This is a genomic window from Oceanospirillum sp. (genome assembly GCF_982874595.1).
This window is the reverse complement of sequence record NZ_CEYNZH010000008.1, coordinates 58819-75778: the sequence shown is the minus strand read 5'-3', so window position 1 is coordinate 75778 and position 16960 is coordinate 58819. Positions and strand designations below refer to the sequence as shown.

The window sequence follows — 16960 nt, the reverse complement described above, 5'->3', positions numbered from 1 at the left end:
TTACTCGTTATCCAACTCCCGGAACGCTTTGTCCGCGTCCCGACGTAATTGCTGCTCCTGCTGACTGGCTTTCTGCTCGCGGGCCCTCTCGGCATCGGCTTTAGCACGGGTATAATCTTCTGCAGCAGAAGAGCAACCCGTTAGAAAAATAACGGCTACCAGTCCGGCACCCCAACCCAACGAACGTACCATGCTTAACCTCCTTTATCTGAGTCTCTGAGCCATCATATTTGCATCACTGAGTTTATAAACAAACAAAGATCGCCTGTCACCCGCTGATATCTGGCTTTTGACAGAGCAAACAGGCCTTAGGCATCGGAATCGACTATAAGATCTGCAGCCTTACTGGCGATCGCTAAGGTGGCAGCCGTGGTATTCCCGCTGATCAGGTTCGGCATCACGGAAGCATCCACCACCCGAAGATTATCCATGCCCCGGACTCTGAGTTGCTGGTCCACTACAGCCTCTTCATCACTCCCCATTCGACAGGTGCCTACGGGATGATAGATGCTCTCGGCAAACTGACGGATATACGCCTCTTTCTCTCTCGTCGTCTGGCAGTCTTTACCGGGCCGCCACTCCGCTTTACCCAACCGACTCATCACAGGCTGATTAAGCAACTCCCGGGCACTGCCCAGCGCCCGTACCATCCCCTTCATATCTTCGCCTTCGGCATCACTGAGATAGCAGGGCTGCAGTAACGGTGCATCCTCCGGACGATCAGAACGTAGGCCCACGTAACCTCGACTTTTCGGGCGCAACAGACAGGCCCGAAGGGTATAACCAAAATGCCGGATCGTTGGTGTCAGGTTCAGGCCGTGATCCACTTCCAGAGCAGGAAGAAAATGATGCTGTACATCCGGCCGGGACTGCTCCGGATCAGTGGCTACAAAAGCCCCTGCTTCAGCAAAATTAGAGGTCAGCACGCCACGACGCTTAGGATAATCCAGCAGACTTTTAATCCCCCTTGGCCAGAAAAGTGGATTCAGAGAGATTCCCTTACAACCTTTTTCCAGCCAGCTGACACTAATATCCAGATGATCCTGCAGATTACGGCCAACACCCTCCAACTGATGTCGAACCGGAATCCCCTGTCGGCTAAGCTCCTGTTCCGGCCCGATACCGGACAACATGAGTAATTGAGGAGAGTGCAGAGCCCCGGCAGACAAAATGACCTCGCCACTGACCGGCAGATACAGATCCTGACCGGCCACCTGATAATAAACCCCGCAGACCCGTCTGTTTCTCAGTTTCAACCGCTGCACTTGGGCCCGGGTAATAATGGTGAGATTGTGTCGTTCCCGGGCCGGGTCGAGAAAGGCTTTGGCGCTACTACAGCGACTGCCATTACGCTGCATCACCTGATAAGGGCCAACGCCCCACTGGCTCTGGCCGTTAAAATCATGATTCAGCGGCAAACCCAGTTGCTGCCCGGCACGGAGATAAGCTTCTGAAAGCGGGCTAAAACTGCGCAGTGACTGCACCGATAATTCACCACCCTCACCATGCCAGGGATTTGCCCCCGCTTCGAAGTCTTCCATCGCCTTAAAGTGCGGCAGCAGCCCCTGATAGTGCCAGTCATGCTGACCGACACCTGAGAAACTTTCTGCCCAACGATCAAAATCTTCCGGCTGACCACGGGTATAACACATCGCATTAATCGAGCTGCTGCCACCCAGAGCTTTGCCCCGCGGCCAGAACAAGCGACGCTGATTCAGCTCTTTTTGAGGTTCGGTATAGAGCGCCCAGTTCAGGCGTTTACTGCGCATCAGCGCCAGAATACCGGCAGGGATATGAATAAGCGGGCTGGTATCGGCAGTGCCTGCTTCCAGAAGGGTTACCTGACAGGCAGGGTCGCGGCTTAAGCGCTCGGCCAGCAAGCAACCTGCCGCACCACCACCAACAATGACATAATCCATCATGGGCTGTTCAATCTCTTGTTTTGTTTTTGTTCTTATCTTTTTTTGCACTGCTGAAACAGAGCAAGTCCGGGGCAGCCCCGTCAGAGTAGACAAAGCACAACAAAACTTCAAACAGTCGTTTGAATCATATACAAACCAAAACCAATTCAGAAATGCTATGACTCCACAAAAAAACTTTTCTTAACAATTGCAAGCCTGCTTATATGTCCCGATCACAAAAGGGCTTTTAAACCAAAAGCCCACTGGCACGACTGATCTTCTGCTTCAGCGCCATCTCCAGCACCTTATGCTCTGGAGTAATCAGGGTGAACATCTTTTTCGAGCGGGTGATACCCGTATACAGCAGCTCCTTGGTCAGTACCGCGTTCACCTTGTCCGGCAGAATCAGCGCGGTATGTTCAAACTCAGAGCCCTGTGACTTATGCACCGTCATGGCGAATACCGTCTCAACGCCCTGCAGGCGACTTGGCAGAACCCAGCGGATACCGCCTTTGCCATCCGGGAAAGCAACCCGGAAAGCACTGATACCGGAACGGCCTGTTTCTTCGTGACTTTGCGGTAACTGCAGACAGATACCGATATCCCCGTTCATCAGTTTTAAGCTGTAGTCATTCCGGGTTACCAGCACAGGCCGCCCGGAGTACCACTGCTGCTCACCGGCATCGATCAGACGACGGTTTGCCAATAACTGACGGATGCGCAGGTTCAGTCCATCAACACCAAAATCTCCCTGACGTACCGCACACAGCAGCTGAAATTTCTTATGCTGCTCAAACAGCTCCAGTACCCAGCTTTCCAAAACCTCTTCAGAAGAAACAGACGGCTCTGAATCAGCAAGAACACGCTCCAACTCATTCAGTTTCTGCAGATAAGGCTGATAACCCGACAGCATCAGCTGATCAAAGGCGCTCCAGTCCCGGTGTTTATCCTGAACTAAGGGCAATTCCAATGCATTCAACTCGCCGGCAAACTGCTGAAAATAGCGCTGTAATCCTGCCAAGCCGAAATTCAGTACGCCCTGCTGGTTAACCCAGGCAGCAAAATCCAGCAGCCCCTGACCTTCAGAACGATAGCAGTGCCGCAGCATGGTCGTTGCCTGACTCAGCATACGCCCCAGCCTTGGCAGAGCCCGTGTTTCCTGAGTGGCCTGATACTCCTCCCCAATCAGCTGCCCCGTGGCCGATGCCACATAAGCACAACTCTTTTTACTGTAATGACCCTCTTCCGCCTGCTGACAAAGATCCCCCAATACAGAGCCCGCTTCCACCGATGCCAGCTGATCTTTATCCCCCAGAAGAATCAGGCGGGCATCCGGTCGAAGAGCATCCATCAGCTTAGCCATCATCTCTACATCCACCATGGAAGCTTCATCCACCACCACAATATCGGCCGGTAACGGATTGGCCCGGTTATGACGGAAGTGACGGGTATTGGCCTGACTGCCGAGTAAACGGTGCAGGGTGCTGACCTCGGTCGGAATCGACGCCTGCCACTGATCCGATGGCAAATCCTGAGGGAACAGCCCCCGCGCATCTGCGGATAAACCCTCAAGATTCAGATTCAGTCGTTGAACACTGCCGGCAATGGACTCGTTCAGTCGTGCGGCCGCTTTACCGGTAGGGGCTGCCAAGCGAATCACCAGCGGCGGCGCGCCTTCTGCCAGCTCCAGTCCTTGTAGCAACGCTAAGAGACGCACTACCGTGGTGGTTTTCCCGGTTCCGGGGCCACCGGTGATAATACTGAAGCCGCTGCGGGCCGACAGACCGCAGGCAACCTTCTGCCAGTTGGGCAACAGCTGATCCGGCTCAGGGCCAAAGACGACCTGTATCAGCGGCTGAATTTTGTCCGATACATCCAGTGGAAGCAGACGCTGTTCAATGCCCTGTCGGACCTCCTGCTCGTACTGCCAGTAGCGACGCAGATAGAGCAGCGGCCGCTCAGTGGTTCCTGTCAGTACCAGTGGCTGATTGCCGCGGGCCAAAACGGCATCGGTATCCAGCTGGCCGCGTAAATCTTCAATCGCGGAACAGGCCGTCAGCTGTTCCAGCCATTGTGTCAGCGACACAGCACTGAGCTGACTGCGAAGCTGACGACCGACCAGCTCCCGCAGGCGCTCCTCAGAAACCGGCGACAGCAGACCGGAAGGCTCCTGCTGTGCCTGAACCAGATCCAGACACACGTGACCGTGGGCGGTTCGCTCACTCACCAGAGTTACCGCTAACAGCACGGCATCGGTACAACGTCCTTCCGGCTCCTGCTGACGAATAAAGCGGGCAAAGGCCAGATCCAGCGCACGAATAGCACCGGCTTCCTGCCAGATCTCCAGCTGCTGAATCAGGGGCAGATTCCCCGACATCTGTTGAGATAGCTCCTGAGGCATTTCCTGTGAAAGATCTTGGATCATTGTCCCATCACTCATAGCAACATCCCTTGTTCACCGGATTCATGGCTGTTAAAGCCGACCGCCACGGACTCACCCCGGAAGAGGCGATCCAGCGCTTCAATCAACTCTTTTGGCGGGCGCTCAAAACACAGTCCCGATGACTCCCCCTGCCATCCCCGAAGGAAGACATAAACCGAGCCACCGATGTGACGGTCATAATCATAATCCGGCAAGCGGGCTTTCAGCTGACGATGCAACGCCAAGAGATAAAGGCAATACTGCAGGTCATAACGCTTCTTCAGAATCGCGGCCACCATCGCATCATGGGTGTAAGCGGTATCATCCTCACCCAGTTTGTTCGATTTCCAGTCCACCACGTAATAACGGCCGTCATGCTCCACCACAAGGTCGATAAACCCCTTGAGCATGCCATTCAGCTGATTGGGCAACGCTGCCGGACGGGGTTGCTGATCCAGCGTGTAACGGCTGACCAGCTGATCCAGTTGCAGGGTATTCACTCCGCGGCTCTCCAGCAGAAACTCCAGCTCCACAGCGCAGGCCTTAGGCGATAACTCTGATAGTGAAAAGGTCGTATTCTCAGAAGATATCAGCGGCCAGGGCATCTGCAGGAAAGCTTTTAGCCAGTCACTTAACGGGGCAGCCATATGCTCAATATCACGGAATTCACACTGGCGCTGCAGATACTCAAGACGGGAGGCATCATCCAGTGCCGCCGCCTGAAAACCTTTGATCAACTGACCATCCTGGGTGCGGTATCGCTGGATTGCGGCCCACTCCAGCAAACAGTGCAGGAAGGTGCCCCAGCTGGCTCCCGCTGGGAACTGGTGCATAACATTCTTCTCATCAAGCTCTTCCGGAAGCGGTGCCCGCTCCAGAGGCTCATCCCGGGTTTCAGAGGCGGTCGCTTCTACCGCCAGTTCAGGATCAGCAACTCCAGAATGAGCAATACCGGAATGAACATTGTGATCAGCTCCGCCGCGCATACCGGCAACAGCGCCATATTCGATGGCCGAGTAACTGGCGATCCACCAGCCTTTCAGGGCATTGAGCTGTGGCGGAACCCGGGCAGGACTTAACACCGGAGGTTCCGGTTGCTGCAGTCGGTTATCCAACACATCCGGAGCACGATCCAGCAAGCGAATGCTGTCACAGCCAGATGCCAAAGCCCGATAAGCCTCCATCACCGCTTCAGCAGTTTTGGTCTGAGTAGCATCACCACCAGCCAACAGATAGCCCATGGCGGAACGCTCGATCTGAGGTTTTTTCGCATTACCGGATTTCAGCGGCCCGATACCCAGCCAAAGCGCATGACTGGCACGGGTCAGAGCAACATAGAGCAGGCGCATATTTTCACTGATGCGCTCATCATTAGCCAGATCCCAGGCTTCGCCAAAGCGCGACTTTCCGGCAATTTCGGCGTAAGTCCGCTGGGAATCACCCAGCCCCTGCCGCCAGTTCACCTGCGGGGTTTTACCGTCAATCTCACGCCAGCTGCCAATAAAGGGCAGCAGCACCAGCGGGTATTCCAGACCTTTGGATTTGTGGATGGTGATCACCTGTACCAGATCGGCATCACTCTCAAGACGCAGGATATTCTGGCTGTCACCGGATTCGATCTGCTCTGACAGATGACGAATCAGTGCCTGTTCACCTTTTACCTCGACAGCAGCCTGCTGTAGCCACTCCGCAAGATGCAGCAGGTTGGTCAGGCAACGCTCGCCTTCCGGTTTCTTCAGCAAGCGGGCTGGCAGTCGATAGTGATCCATCAGCTGACGTACCATCGCCAGAACGCCCTGCTGCAGCCAGATACGATGCAAGCGGGCAAAGAAGAGCATCTGACTTTCCCAGCCCAGCTCATCTTCCCGCCAGTCGGCCAACTGAGCCAAAGGCAGTTCCAGTGTATTGCTGCCCAGTGCCGCTCTGACCAAGCGTTCATCGCTCGGTTCGGCAACCGCCCGTAACCAATGCAGCAGATCCACCGCCTCAGCACTGGAAAAAACCGATTCCCGATCCGAGAGATAGACACTGGCGACCTGACGTTTTGCCAGCTGATCCCTCACCAGACGGGCTTCACTACCGGTACGCACCAGAATGGCGATATCTTTGGGTTTCAGCGGCTGATCGATGTTGAGAGGACCTTTCGAACCTTCAGGGTCTTGATCCGATAAGGTGGCAAACCCCGCCTGCTGTTGCTGCGCCAGATTCAGCCAGTGAGTCACCTGACTGGCGGCCACTTCTGCCGCCTGCTGACGATAGGCGCTCATGCTCAGCGGCTCATCCTCGTCATGCTCAAAGGGCCAGAGAGTCATGGGTGCAACCGGCTGACCAAGAAAGCAGAGCTGCTCCTTTCGTCCTTTGGCATCGACCACCACATAGGGCACCTGATTGTCACCATCGGCGTTAAAACGGAAGGCTCCCCGGGGATGCTCCTCAGCATGCCGGAAAAGATGATTACAGGCGGCAACCACACCGTCACTGGAGCGGAAGTTACGCTTCAGGGTGTAGTGCCGTCCTGTGGTGGCGTTTCTTGCCTGCAGATAGGTGTGAATATCCGCGCCACGGAAGCTGTAGATCGCCTGTTTGGGATCACCGATCATCACCAGAAGGTTCTCCTTCCGGTTCTCTTCAAGGTGATAAATACGCTTAAAAATCTGATACTGAACCGGGTCGGTATCCTGAAACTCGTCGATCATGGCTGCCGGGAAGGCTTTGGCCAGTGTCATCGCCAGATGCGGTCCATGCTCGGGGTCATTCAGGGCATCCGCCAGCTGTGTCAACAGGTCATCAAAGCCCATCTCGGCCCGACGTTGCATGCGTGCATCAAACTGAGTGCTGACCCAGTCCAGCGCATGGGCGGTCAGTGCAGAACGGAGATCGGTATCCGGTTCTTTAACAGTAACCTGCCGCGGTTCATCATGCTCTGCCACTGCATCATCTGCATCAGCCCAGTAGATCGCTTTCAGGCTGGTAAAAGCTGGGAAGTTTTTAACCTCCTGCTCTTTGCCCTTTTTAAAACTGAAAGCACCTTCAGCGAAGTTTTTTAGCTTGCCAGGAGCTTTCCCCTCGTCCTTTGCCCAAAGGGCGATACTTTGCAGCAGCTGGGTAAATTTCTCCGGCTTGGCACTGTCATGCTGAGTGCCGGAAAGCACAGGCTGTAGTTGCCACAGATAGGCTTCAATCTCTTCCTGTTGCGCTGCCCATTGGCTGCGGGCGGTTTGCTCAAGCTCTGCCTTACGGGCAGCCTCGGCTTCCTGCGCCTGCTGATGTTCATAATGGGCGTTCAGACAGGCATCAAAATCCGGCACGGTTAAAGGGCGACCTTCAAAACTCAGCCCCGCCTGATGATTGCCCATCAGCCCCTGCAGACGTTGCTGCAAAGCTTCCGGTGAGGCGAAACAATCCAGCACCAGAGAAACCTTGGCAGCTGACAAGGGATAAAAATGCTTACGCCAGTAATCCCGTACCACTTCTGCCAGCAGTTCACTCTGATCCGTGACCAGCTCACGGTTGAACAGCCCTCGGGTATCAAAAGCATGTTCCACCAGCATACGGTTACACCAGCTGTGAATGGTGGAGATACTGGCTTCATCCATAGATTCAGCGGCCAGTTTCAGGCGCCAGGCACAACCGGGCCATTCTACCGCAGGAATACTGGCTCGAAGAATATAGAGCGGATCGAAGGGATCCCTTTCTGTCTCCATATCCTGAAAAAAGACAGCTGCTTCCACCAGTCGGGCTCGGATACGGTCACGCAGCTCTTCTGCCGCCGCATCGGTAAAGGTCACCACCAGAATTTCTTTTGGCGTTAACGGACGGTGAAAGCTTGTTTCCTCTCCGTTTAAACCCAAGCCGCCATGACCAAGCACCAGTCGGGTATAGAGCAATGCCAGACTGAAGGTTTTACCGGTTCCTGCACTGGCCTCGATCAGCTGGCTACCGGTCAGCGGAAAGGTTAGGAAGTTAAAATCCCGGCTTGGCTGCGAGTTCTGATCCTGATTCAGATCATAAGGCTCCGAACTCATGCGACACCTCCTTTAAGTAAAACTTTGCTGCTCTTTCCTTCATCTGATGCTCCATCCGGTGAATCGCCTTCAGGCTGAGCTGGTTTTAAGCAGGCTAACATGGGGCCGTAAAGACGCTCCGCAAGCTGATCAAAACGGCCATCGGCCGATAGCGCGTCAAAATCCGGCCAGAAGCGGGAATAAGCCGGATGATCGTCAATTTCACCACTGCGGTTAAAGCCACCCAGATACTCACCAGCAGCATCGCCATCGGTGAGATAACTGAAGCCTGTTTTGCAGGCCAGCGGCCAAAGCTGGTTGATGTTTTCCAGCCAGGCTTCCGCCAGATCTTTCAGCAGGGCTTCTGCTTCTTCAGCCGGAACGGGCTGCATCTGAATACTTTGCTGACTGTCGGCTCCCAACAGATGAGTCACCACAGGTTGCTCCAGCTGAGCAAACAGGTGCGCTGGCCAGTGACGGATCAGATGGTAATACTTGAGATCATCCCCCTGCAGCAAGCGGCTTGGCTGCAGAATCAGACGTATAGTGTTGCCGGAAGCATCACGGCGCAGATCATTGAGCTGGGCTTCCAGCTGATCTCCTGTGGAAAGCTCAAACACCCGAACCCGGGTCGTGTGTGGCAGTGGATATTGTTGCTGCAGCATCTGACTCAGGCTAAGGGGTTCATAAAGCGCATCCTTTAACCGGTTCTGCTCTGCTTCCGCAAAGGCCGCCATGGGCAGTTCACCCGCGGCCTGCAAACGATTCAGGGCTTCATCCAGTAGCAGATCCGCCGGAGCTTCCAGAGAGACCGCCTGCTGTTGTACAACACGGTCGATCAGCGTTTTCTGCAACGCCCAGCGGCCAAGACCATCCAATGCAAAACGCTCTTCATCTTCGGCGATCTCGCCTTCATCAAACCAGCGCACGCCCAGGCGACGACTGAAAAAGGTTTTCACCGGATGACGCAGAAACTCCGCCAGATCACTCAGGGTTAAGGGGGCATCCAGCGCCAAAGGGGGCAGCTGGATATCACCGGAGATCAGCGCCTGATCCGGCACCAGATTCGAGAGCTTCTGATCGGCCTGAGCAGAAACCATTTCAGGCTCATGCACCTCCCGCCACTCTCGGGCATAGGTGAAGTGCGTCGATCGACCACTCTCATCCGGCAGAAAGTACTTCACACTAAACGGCTGCAACGGGTGCTCTGTGGTAATCGCATCCAACAGATCAGACGTGTTCTCTTCAGGATCTGAAGCCAGTCGCCAACCTGCGGCCAGATAATCCCGCAGCTGCCCCACCAAAACCGAAGGCGGCTTGGGGGAGTTATCGCGAATATTACGACCGACCCAAGAGATCACCAGACGCTCCCGCGCGGATAGCAGGGCTTCCAGAAAGAGGTAACGATCATCTTCCCGACGGGAACGGTCACCGGGACGGTAGTCGTTGGCCATCAGGTCGAAATCTGCCGCCTGCTGGCTACGGGGATAGTCGGCATCGTTCATACCCAGTAACCAGACCTGTTTAAAGGGAATAGCACGCATCGGCATCAGGGTGGCGAAGTTCACCGAGCCACCGAGGAATTTCTGGGTCAGAGTGGGCTGGTCGATACGGCTTAGCAGTTCTTCCCGTAAGACTTCCAGCGGCAGAGGTTCATCCGTCAGCTGGCCCAGTTCGCACTCATTGCACCAGCTGTCCAGCCCTTTGCTGATATCGTTGAGGGCGCGCTCGTCGGCAGGTTCCTGTGCGGTAAAGAAGCGATGACAGAGTTCATTGATCACCCGCTCCCAGTCTCTCGGGGTTCGCTCGGTCATCATGGCATCACGGCTGAGTTGCAGTGCATCGATCAGCAGGACGAGAGGGCCGATCAGCGCGGCTTCAAGCCCTGCAATTTCGTCGTAGGGTTCAATCTCATGCCAGCGATCACTCTGCCCGACAGCATAGCCAAACAGCATACGTTTCAGGCCGAACAGCCAACTATTCTGTTCACCGGCTTCTGCCAGATCCAGCTCTGTTCTGTGCTGCTGATCCAGCCCCCAACGGATATTCGCGCCCTTGATCCACTGATGCAATCGCGGCAGCTGGTCTTCGGTAAAGCCAAAACGGACCTGCAGCGCAGGGGTATCCATCAGGTCGAGCAGTTCACTGACAGCAAAGCGGGCATCCCTCAACTGCAGCAGGCTTTCAAAGGCGGTCAGCAGGCTGTTAATGCCCCGCTGCCCCTGATCAGAAATATGGTAGGGAATAAAGCGGGAGTCGCGCGTGCTGTATTCACCGGCAGCATTTGCCTGCGAGCTGTAGCGCCCAAAAACAGCCTGCACATGGGGGGCATAAACCGAAACATCCGGCACCATGACCAGAATATCTCTGGGTTGCAGGGCTTCTCCATGCTTCTGGGCCTGTTCAAAGGCATCCAGCAGCTGATCATGCAGGATTTCGACCTCCCGCTGGGGGCTATGGGCGATCAGAAACTGCAGGCTGTTATCGGTTTCCGGGTCGATCCGGTTTTCAGGCTGCTCACTTAGCTTTTGCCGCTCATCCAGACTTCTCAATTGGTAGATATCGTCCTGAACCTGACGCAGCAAGGGCATAACGCCCAGAGTATCTGGCTTTGGCGGTTCAAACAGGTCGATGCTGTTGAAGTGCTGACGGTAGGCTTCCGGCTGATCACTTTCGTCCAGCAGGTGCAGATAATCACGCCCCTGTTTACCCCAGGAAGCCAGTAGCGGATTGCCCTGCAGGTGCAGACTTTCCAGGGGGATGCCTTCCGGCAGCTTGCGGGCGGCGGTTCGGGTGTACTGCTTTAACAGCGACCGCCCCTCAATCAGGTCGCCCCAGTAATGAGGGCTTGGGTTGTGAACAAAAAGCAGTACCTGACAGAAGCGGGATAGCCCCTGCAGCAGCTCAAGGGTTTGTTGTGGCAGGGCCGAAATACCAAACACGATGACGCGCTTTGGCAGGTCATCCGGTGCTTCTACCCGTTGCTGGCACTGATCGACAATAATCCGGTGAATCTCGGAACGGCTTTTCTTGGCCCAGAAGCGCTCCTTTTCATCCAGTGTTTCGTTAGAGTGAGACTCTAATGGGCGCTCCAGAATGGTTTGGCTAAGCAAGCGCCAAAGCGCAGGTTGCCAGAGCTGTTCGTCAGGCAGCGGGATCTGGTTCGGCTCCTGCCCGACACGGATCAGAATATCCTGGTTGTTCTCCCAGGCCTCCAGCCAATCGGCGCGATACACCTGATACTGATCGTACATATCCGACAGTTTGGCTGCCAGCTGATAGGTACGGCGCGGATCGGCATCTTTTTTCAGAAAGCCGAGCAGGGGGGATAAACAGTCCGGATTAGGCAGGTTGGCCTGCAGCTGATCCTGATCCGACAACAGCTGATACAGGGTCCAGGTCAGCGGGCCTTTATCAAAGGGAGATGCACTGGGAATATCTGGCTCAAAGCAGCGATAAGCCTGCCAGATAAAACGCCCCGGCAGCTGCACCTTCATCGCAGCGGCAATACCACAGCCGCCTTTGTCTTCATCTTCGGCCAGTGCCATTTTCAGCCACTGGGCGATACCGTTGCTCTGAACCAGAATCTGCTCATCGTCCAACGGTCCCAGCGGATAGCGTTGAATCCAACCGGTCATCACATCCCTGAGTTCTTCCAGATGATTGCCCTGAATCACCATCATGCCGGTGGGCCAGCTATTAACCGTCATATCTGTCCTTCAATAACCAATAAAAATACATACGTCTTAGAGCAACCACAGCGGTTGGCGGTGTGGCAATTTACCTCAGATACAGGCAAGCGCACTGAGTTTACTATGGTCCGTTTAACACCACTCGGGATACTGACACTATGTCGCACAATACCTCGGATCCAAAAAGCAAACAGCCTCGGTTACTAAACACTAAGACCCTGCTGTTGCTACTGGCCGGAGCCGTACTGGGCTATTTGCTGACACCAACAGAAGGTTTCTCTGTGCGCTTTGAAAACCAGAGTGCTCAGATGATTACCGCAATCAAACTGGACTTTGGCAGCGCTGACGGTCAGTCCAGCCTGCAGACATTCCGGCTACCGGCGGGCGAATCACGCACGTTATTTCTGAATCACCCGACGGGAGCCGGCTTTAATGTGCAGGTCTTCTACGCTGATGGCCAAAAGCGAGAGTTTTGCGCACTAAAAGGCAATGAAGATTCAAGACCGATGCTTCCTCTGACGCTATAGGCTGACCAGAGGATGACAAGCCGTAAGATCACCGCGACATAATCGGGACGGTGTCACCGGCGTCAACACAGGTTGCATACCAGATATCACCCGGCATCGGTTTACAGTACAGATAACCCTGATGCAGAACCTGACCATGGCGTTTAAGAAAGTCGGCCTGTTCCTCAGTCTCAACCCCCTCTGCCACAACATCTAAGTCGAGTTTTTCAGCGACCGCGATAATCACCTCGACCAGTGCGGCATCTTCTTTGTCACGGGTGACGCCCTGAACAAAGCTCTGGTCAATTTTAATCTCATCAATAGGCAGGCGTTTCAGGTAAGAAAGCGCAGAATATCCTGTGCCAAAGTCATCAATTGATAACCGAACCCCCAACTGCCGCAAGGCAAACATTTTTTCCCGCATGACCTCAAGATCATCAATCACAAGACTTTCAGTGACCTCCAGTGTGAGGTAGTGGGCTGGCACCCGATAACGCTGCAGACAGTCGGCAACCTCATTGACGAAGTCACTCTGGCGGAAATGCCGGGGGCTGATATTAACCGCTAAAGGCAGCGCATTCAGCCCCTGCTCTATCCGGTTACCCAGCAGACGACAGGCATTGGTCAGCACCCAACGCCCCAGATCGACAATCAGATTCGACTCTTCAGCAATAGGGACAAAATATCCCGGTGACAAGAGTCCTTTCTGCGGATGCTGCCAACGCACCAGAACCTCGGCCGATTTCACCTGCGCAAGGCTATCAACCTGAGATTGCAGAAACAGTCTGAGCTCACCGGATTCAATCGCCAAAGGCAGCTCTTTTTCCACCTGAAACTTCTGACTGATATGCTCTGCCATCGCAGATTCAAAATGAACACTTGTCTGGCCGCCTTGCTGCTTGGCGGTGTAAAGCGCCATGCTTGCGCGACCAATGATAAGCTCGGCCGTCTCGTCACAGTCTCCGGCCCGGATTTTAGTTGATCCCGTACTGACCGAAAGGTGGAGATACTCGCCATCAATATTCACCGGCTCAGAAAAAATAGCCTGCACCTGACCCGCAATCTCAGGGGACGAGTACAGCAAGGCAAACTCATCACCACTCATATGAAACAGCGAGATTTCCCTCTTCAAATGCTGCTCTAACAGCCCTGCGATATGCCGCAGTAAACCATCGGCAAAGCGACTCCCTCTGGCATTATTAATCGTCTTAAAGTGATCAAGGTTCAGCAATAAAAGATTCAGGCGTTTTCCATGGGGACACTGCAGATCCTTCTCCAGACTTTCCAGCAGAAAAGAGCGATTGGGTAAGCCTGTTAAAGGCTCATAGTAAGCCAGATGGTGAATATGATCCTGACTACGTTTGAGCGCTTTATTGGAGCGATACAGATGCAGGGTAAACAGGGTCAGTACAGAGACAAGTACTAAAACAAGAAACAACAGATAAGCGTATAACTGCTGCCAGATCTGCGCCCAGGTCAGCTTCGGAAGCTGATCAAAAGGCGGTAAGCGTAGCTCCCTCAGCAGCTGATCAATAACCCGGTAATCACCGGGAATGGTAAAGCCGGAAATATTCAGTTGCTGCGCCACCTCGCCGCCAAGCGGCATGGATAACAAGGCTCCGGAAACACGACGGGAAAGATCTTTGGAAACATGCGAAAGTGCGGCAAAAGCCCATTCGGGATAAAGCGCGGTACTCACCTGCAGTGGAAATGCAACATGCTCTTTTACCCCTAATAAACGGTAGTCCTCCGGCTTAAGCTCTCCCTGCTCAACCAGTTCTTCCAGGACTCCCGCCCGGATAAAACCAGCATCCGCCTCTCCGGACAAAACAGCATCAACAACCCGGGTCAGAGGCAACCCTGTGAACTGCATCTGAAGGTCTTCTTCCACCTCCAGTCCTTCCTGATGCAAGCGGTAGCGCTGCATCTGATAGGCCCCCAAAGAGGAAGGCGATACGGCCGCTACTTTTCGCTGTTTCAGGTCAGATAAGTTCTTTAGATCGGTCAATTCAGAACGGGTAAAAATAACACCCGCAAACTGGCTGATATCCTGCCCCTTCACCCGATTCGCCAAGGTAGCCAGAGGAGAACTCAAACCCAGGTGGTAGGTATAGAGCACATAGATCGACGGGTTAACAAATACAAAATCAGCCTGACCCGAGATAACCGCGCGCTCCAGATCCGGTAGCTGAAAAGCACGGATAGCAAACCGGTATTCCGGTATCTCCTGCGTCAGATAATCCGCCAGGGGTTGCCACTGCTGCTCCGTTTTTGCCACGCCCCAGAAAGCGGGAACAGCAACCACCACCTCTTCATCCTCAGCAGCTGCGATCTTGGGATAACACAACCACACAGAGAGAATGAGAAGAATACAAACAACGTTCAGTGGCCGAAAAAACGAAAGTGGCATAGTCCTTCCCTAGACAAGAATTGATGCCACTATTGTGCGGTTTAACTTCGAGTTAAAGCAACCTTTGCTCAACCACTGGTTGATTCAAAGATTTTATCCGCGTTCGCTTCGATAAAGCCCTGATAAACCTCACCTTCCGCATTAGGATAACGCAGCGCAAACTCGTAGAAGCAGGTTGGAATTTCATGCTTCTCCCCACCGGCAAATTCGATCTGCTGACGATCTGCCATGGTCGATCCCTGTTCCAGCAGTGCTGCTGGGGTGCCTTTCACTTCACCACCGACTGTGTTGACCGCATAACCCGCTTCTTTGACGCGATCCAGTACACGCTGAATCTGAGTCGTCGCTTCCTGACCGGCCACACCGTTCAGGTGGTTAATGCTTACGGTGAAGTGGTTAACGCGGATACCAATCGCCAGTAACCAGGCACCGTATTCGGTTTCCTGCATCAGGGTTTTGTAATCTTCAAAGCTTGGCGCGCTCCAGTGACGGGCTGACCAGAACACGCTCTGATCTGTCGGCTTGTCAGTGATTTCAGCGGTATATTTCGCCAGAATCTTTTGTGCCGCGTCACTCAGCTGATCGGTCAGCAGTTCAGAGATAAAGATTTTAGGTACTGAGGAATCCGGATGAACATAGCTGCGGGCACGCAGCTTTTTAGCCGTAAAATTGTACTCACCCTGCAGACTGTAGCCCATTGCCAAAACCAGTGGCTCCAGATTATCCAGCTGCAGTGGGGTGTGAGCAAAGGTACGGAAAGCAACGTGATCGTTGATCACTTCACCATTAGCACTTTCCTCTGGGGCTGCAAATACTTTACGGATCACTTCCGCCTGAGGTGTGATGGAGATGTAGTCCTGCCAAAGATTGTCAAAAAACTGTACCGGATTCATAAGTCACCTGGAGTCGTAAGACTGAAAGCCTTTTTGTTATAGATGCTGTTTTAAACGTAGCTGATAAGTCGAGCACACCGCTAAGCGGTGAGGCTCGGATAGCTATTTTGGTGACGAAAGCATCTGCCGACAAACAAAAAAACTTAACCCCAAGATCAAGTCAGGCTTGCCCTAACCGCTCTGGGATGATCCTTCAGCCAGCCCTGCATCCAGTCAATAAATGCCTTCGCTCTGATGCCTTCAGGAGCCTTCTCTTTATGAACCAGCCAGTAACCCGGCATTAGCGCGGGGTTCAGCCGGCTGATCGGTTGCTGCCCTAAAGGGGCAACCAAACGCCCTGCAGCAATACCATCCAGCGCATCGCCGGTGGAGATCATAGCAACCCCCAGACCTCTGTTGGCAGCCTCCAGCAAACCGGCATGGCTATCCAGAGGTAAAACCTGCTGATCAACAGCAGCATCCACTTTCAGAGTATCCAGTACACGCTCCCAGAGAGGAACCGACAGAGGGGTGCACAGCAGGCGATGATGAATAAGGTCATCTGCCTGATCCAGTGAAACTCTTTCCAGCAGATCAGGTGCGCAAACAATCAGCTTGTCATCGGTTAACAGCAGATGAGCTTCCAGCCCCCAGTCTCTGCCGCCCTTATCGCCAAAGCCCCACTGAATTGCTAAGTCCAGTTTTTCCGCGTCAAAGTCAGGGAAAGGCACAGAGGTCGACACCTGAATATGCCATTCAGGGTGAGCCGATTCGAACTCCGGTAGTCGGGGCAAAAGACAGTTCACCGCAAACCAGGGCGATGAACTGATACGAATTGTGGGTCGCTGATGCTGATCGCAAACCTCATCCACCCCCCGTTGAATCAGTGCTAAGCCCCGCTCGACATAATCCAGCAGCTGTTGACCGGAAGGCGTGATCTCTATCCCGGATGGCTTACGTTCAAACAGCACCAACCCCAACTGATCTTCAAGGGATTTGATCTGCAGGCTCACCGCCTGAGGGGTAACAAACAGCTGATCAGCCGCATACTTAAAGCTTCCCTGACGAGCTGCAATGGCAAAGATCTGAAGGGCCCGAAGGGAGGGAGGTCGATGAGTCATATAAAAAGCTCCTAGGTGTTTACGATATTTAG

Annotated in this window: 9 protein-coding genes; 1 reads left to right on the top strand and 8 read right to left on the bottom strand. The window is 54.0% G+C overall.

Going from position 1 to position 16960, the window contains the following annotated elements; genetic code table 11:
- The 5 genes from AC4GL5_RS05665 to recC all read right to left on the bottom strand — a co-directional run bounded on the left by AC4GL5_RS05665 (position 1) and on the right by recC (position 12037).
- On the bottom strand, positions 1 to 192 hold the full coding sequence (locus tag AC4GL5_RS05665; protein ID WP_490381818.1) for a hypothetical protein: 192 nt from the start codon (positions 190 to 192) through the stop codon (positions 1 to 3).
- A 116-nt stretch (positions 193 to 308) separates the two neighbouring features.
- Positions 309 to 1922 (bottom strand): GMC family oxidoreductase, encoded by a 1614-nt coding sequence (locus tag AC4GL5_RS05660; RefSeq protein ID WP_490381817.1) that lies wholly within the window; start codon positions 1920 to 1922, stop codon positions 309 to 311.
- Positions 1923 to 2148: 226 nt separating this feature from the next.
- Positions 2149 to 4341: an exodeoxyribonuclease V subunit alpha gene (gene recD, locus AC4GL5_RS05655; protein ID WP_490381816.1), complete on the bottom strand. Its 2193-nt coding sequence runs from the start codon at positions 4339 to 4341 to the stop codon at positions 2149 to 2151.
- On the bottom strand, positions 4338 to 8348 hold the full coding sequence (gene recB / locus AC4GL5_RS05650) for an exodeoxyribonuclease V subunit beta (protein WP_490381815.1): 4011 nt from the start codon (positions 8346 to 8348) through the stop codon (positions 4338 to 4340). The genes recD and recB overlap by 4 nt, the downstream gene beginning before the upstream one ends.
- Entirely contained in the window at positions 8345 to 12037 is a 3693-nt protein-coding gene (gene recC / locus AC4GL5_RS05645) for an exodeoxyribonuclease V subunit gamma (protein ID WP_490381814.1), read from the bottom strand. Before recC ends, recB begins: the two co-directional genes overlap by 4 nt.
- 140 nt (positions 12038 to 12177) lie before the next feature.
- Here recC and AC4GL5_RS05640 point away from each other — a divergent pair, with 140 nt between their 5' ends.
- The gene (locus AC4GL5_RS05640; protein WP_490381813.1) at positions 12178 to 12546 is read left to right on the top strand and encodes a hypothetical protein; all 369 of its coding nucleotides are present in this window, start codon (positions 12178 to 12180) and stop codon (positions 12544 to 12546) included.
- A 28-nt stretch (positions 12547 to 12574) separates the two neighbouring features.
- Here the strand turns inward: AC4GL5_RS05640 and AC4GL5_RS05635 are convergent, their stop codons facing one another.
- From AC4GL5_RS05635 to AC4GL5_RS05625, 3 genes are all read right to left on the bottom strand, one after another.
- Positions 12575 to 14935, bottom strand: coding sequence for an EAL domain-containing protein (locus AC4GL5_RS05635; RefSeq protein WP_490381812.1), 2361 nt, complete (start codon positions 14933 to 14935; stop codon positions 12575 to 12577).
- A gap of 68 nt (positions 14936 to 15003) precedes the next feature.
- Complete coding sequence (locus tag AC4GL5_RS05630; protein ID WP_490381811.1) at positions 15004 to 15828, bottom strand: DUF1338 domain-containing protein; 825 nt, start codon at positions 15826 to 15828, stop codon at positions 15004 to 15006.
- A gap of 155 nt (positions 15829 to 15983) precedes the next feature.
- Positions 15984 to 16928 (bottom strand): LysR substrate-binding domain-containing protein, encoded by a 945-nt coding sequence (locus AC4GL5_RS05625; RefSeq protein ID WP_490381810.1) that lies wholly within the window; start codon positions 16926 to 16928, stop codon positions 15984 to 15986.
- Between the last annotated feature and the right edge of the window lie 32 nt (positions 16929 to 16960).

What these genes read in the sequence shown, in the direction of transcription:
- AC4GL5_RS05665 (WP_490381818.1), bottom strand. Translation starts at nt 192, where the DNA reads ATGGTACGTTCGTTGGGTTGGGGTGCCGGACTGGTAGCCGTTATTTTT.
- recC (WP_490381814.1), bottom strand. Translation starts at nt 12,037, where the DNA reads ATGACGGTTAATAGCTGGCCCACCGGCATGATGGTGATTCAGGGCAAT.
- AC4GL5_RS05640 (WP_490381813.1), top strand. Translation starts at nt 12,178, where the DNA reads ATGTCGCACAATACCTCGGATCCAAAAAGCAAACAGCCTCGGTTACTA.
- AC4GL5_RS05635 (WP_490381812.1), bottom strand. Translation starts at nt 14,935, where the DNA reads ATGCCACTTTCGTTTTTTCGGCCACTGAACGTTGTTTGTATTCTTCTC.
- recB (WP_490381815.1), bottom strand. Translation starts at nt 8,348, where the DNA reads ATGAGTTCGGAGCCTTATGATCTGAATCAGGATCAGAACTCGCAGCCA.
- AC4GL5_RS05625 (WP_490381810.1), bottom strand. Translation starts at nt 16,928, where the DNA reads ATGACTCATCGACCTCCCTCCCTTCGGGCCCTTCAGATCTTTGCCATT.
- AC4GL5_RS05660 (WP_490381817.1), bottom strand. Translation starts at nt 1,922, where the DNA reads ATGATGGATTATGTCATTGTTGGTGGTGGTGCGGCAGGTTGCTTGCTG.
- recD (WP_490381816.1), bottom strand. Translation starts at nt 4,341, where the DNA reads ATGAGTGATGGGACAATGATCCAAGATCTTTCACAGGAAATGCCTCAG.
- AC4GL5_RS05630 (WP_490381811.1), bottom strand. Translation starts at nt 15,828, where the DNA reads ATGAATCCGGTACAGTTTTTTGACAATCTTTGGCAGGACTACATCTCC.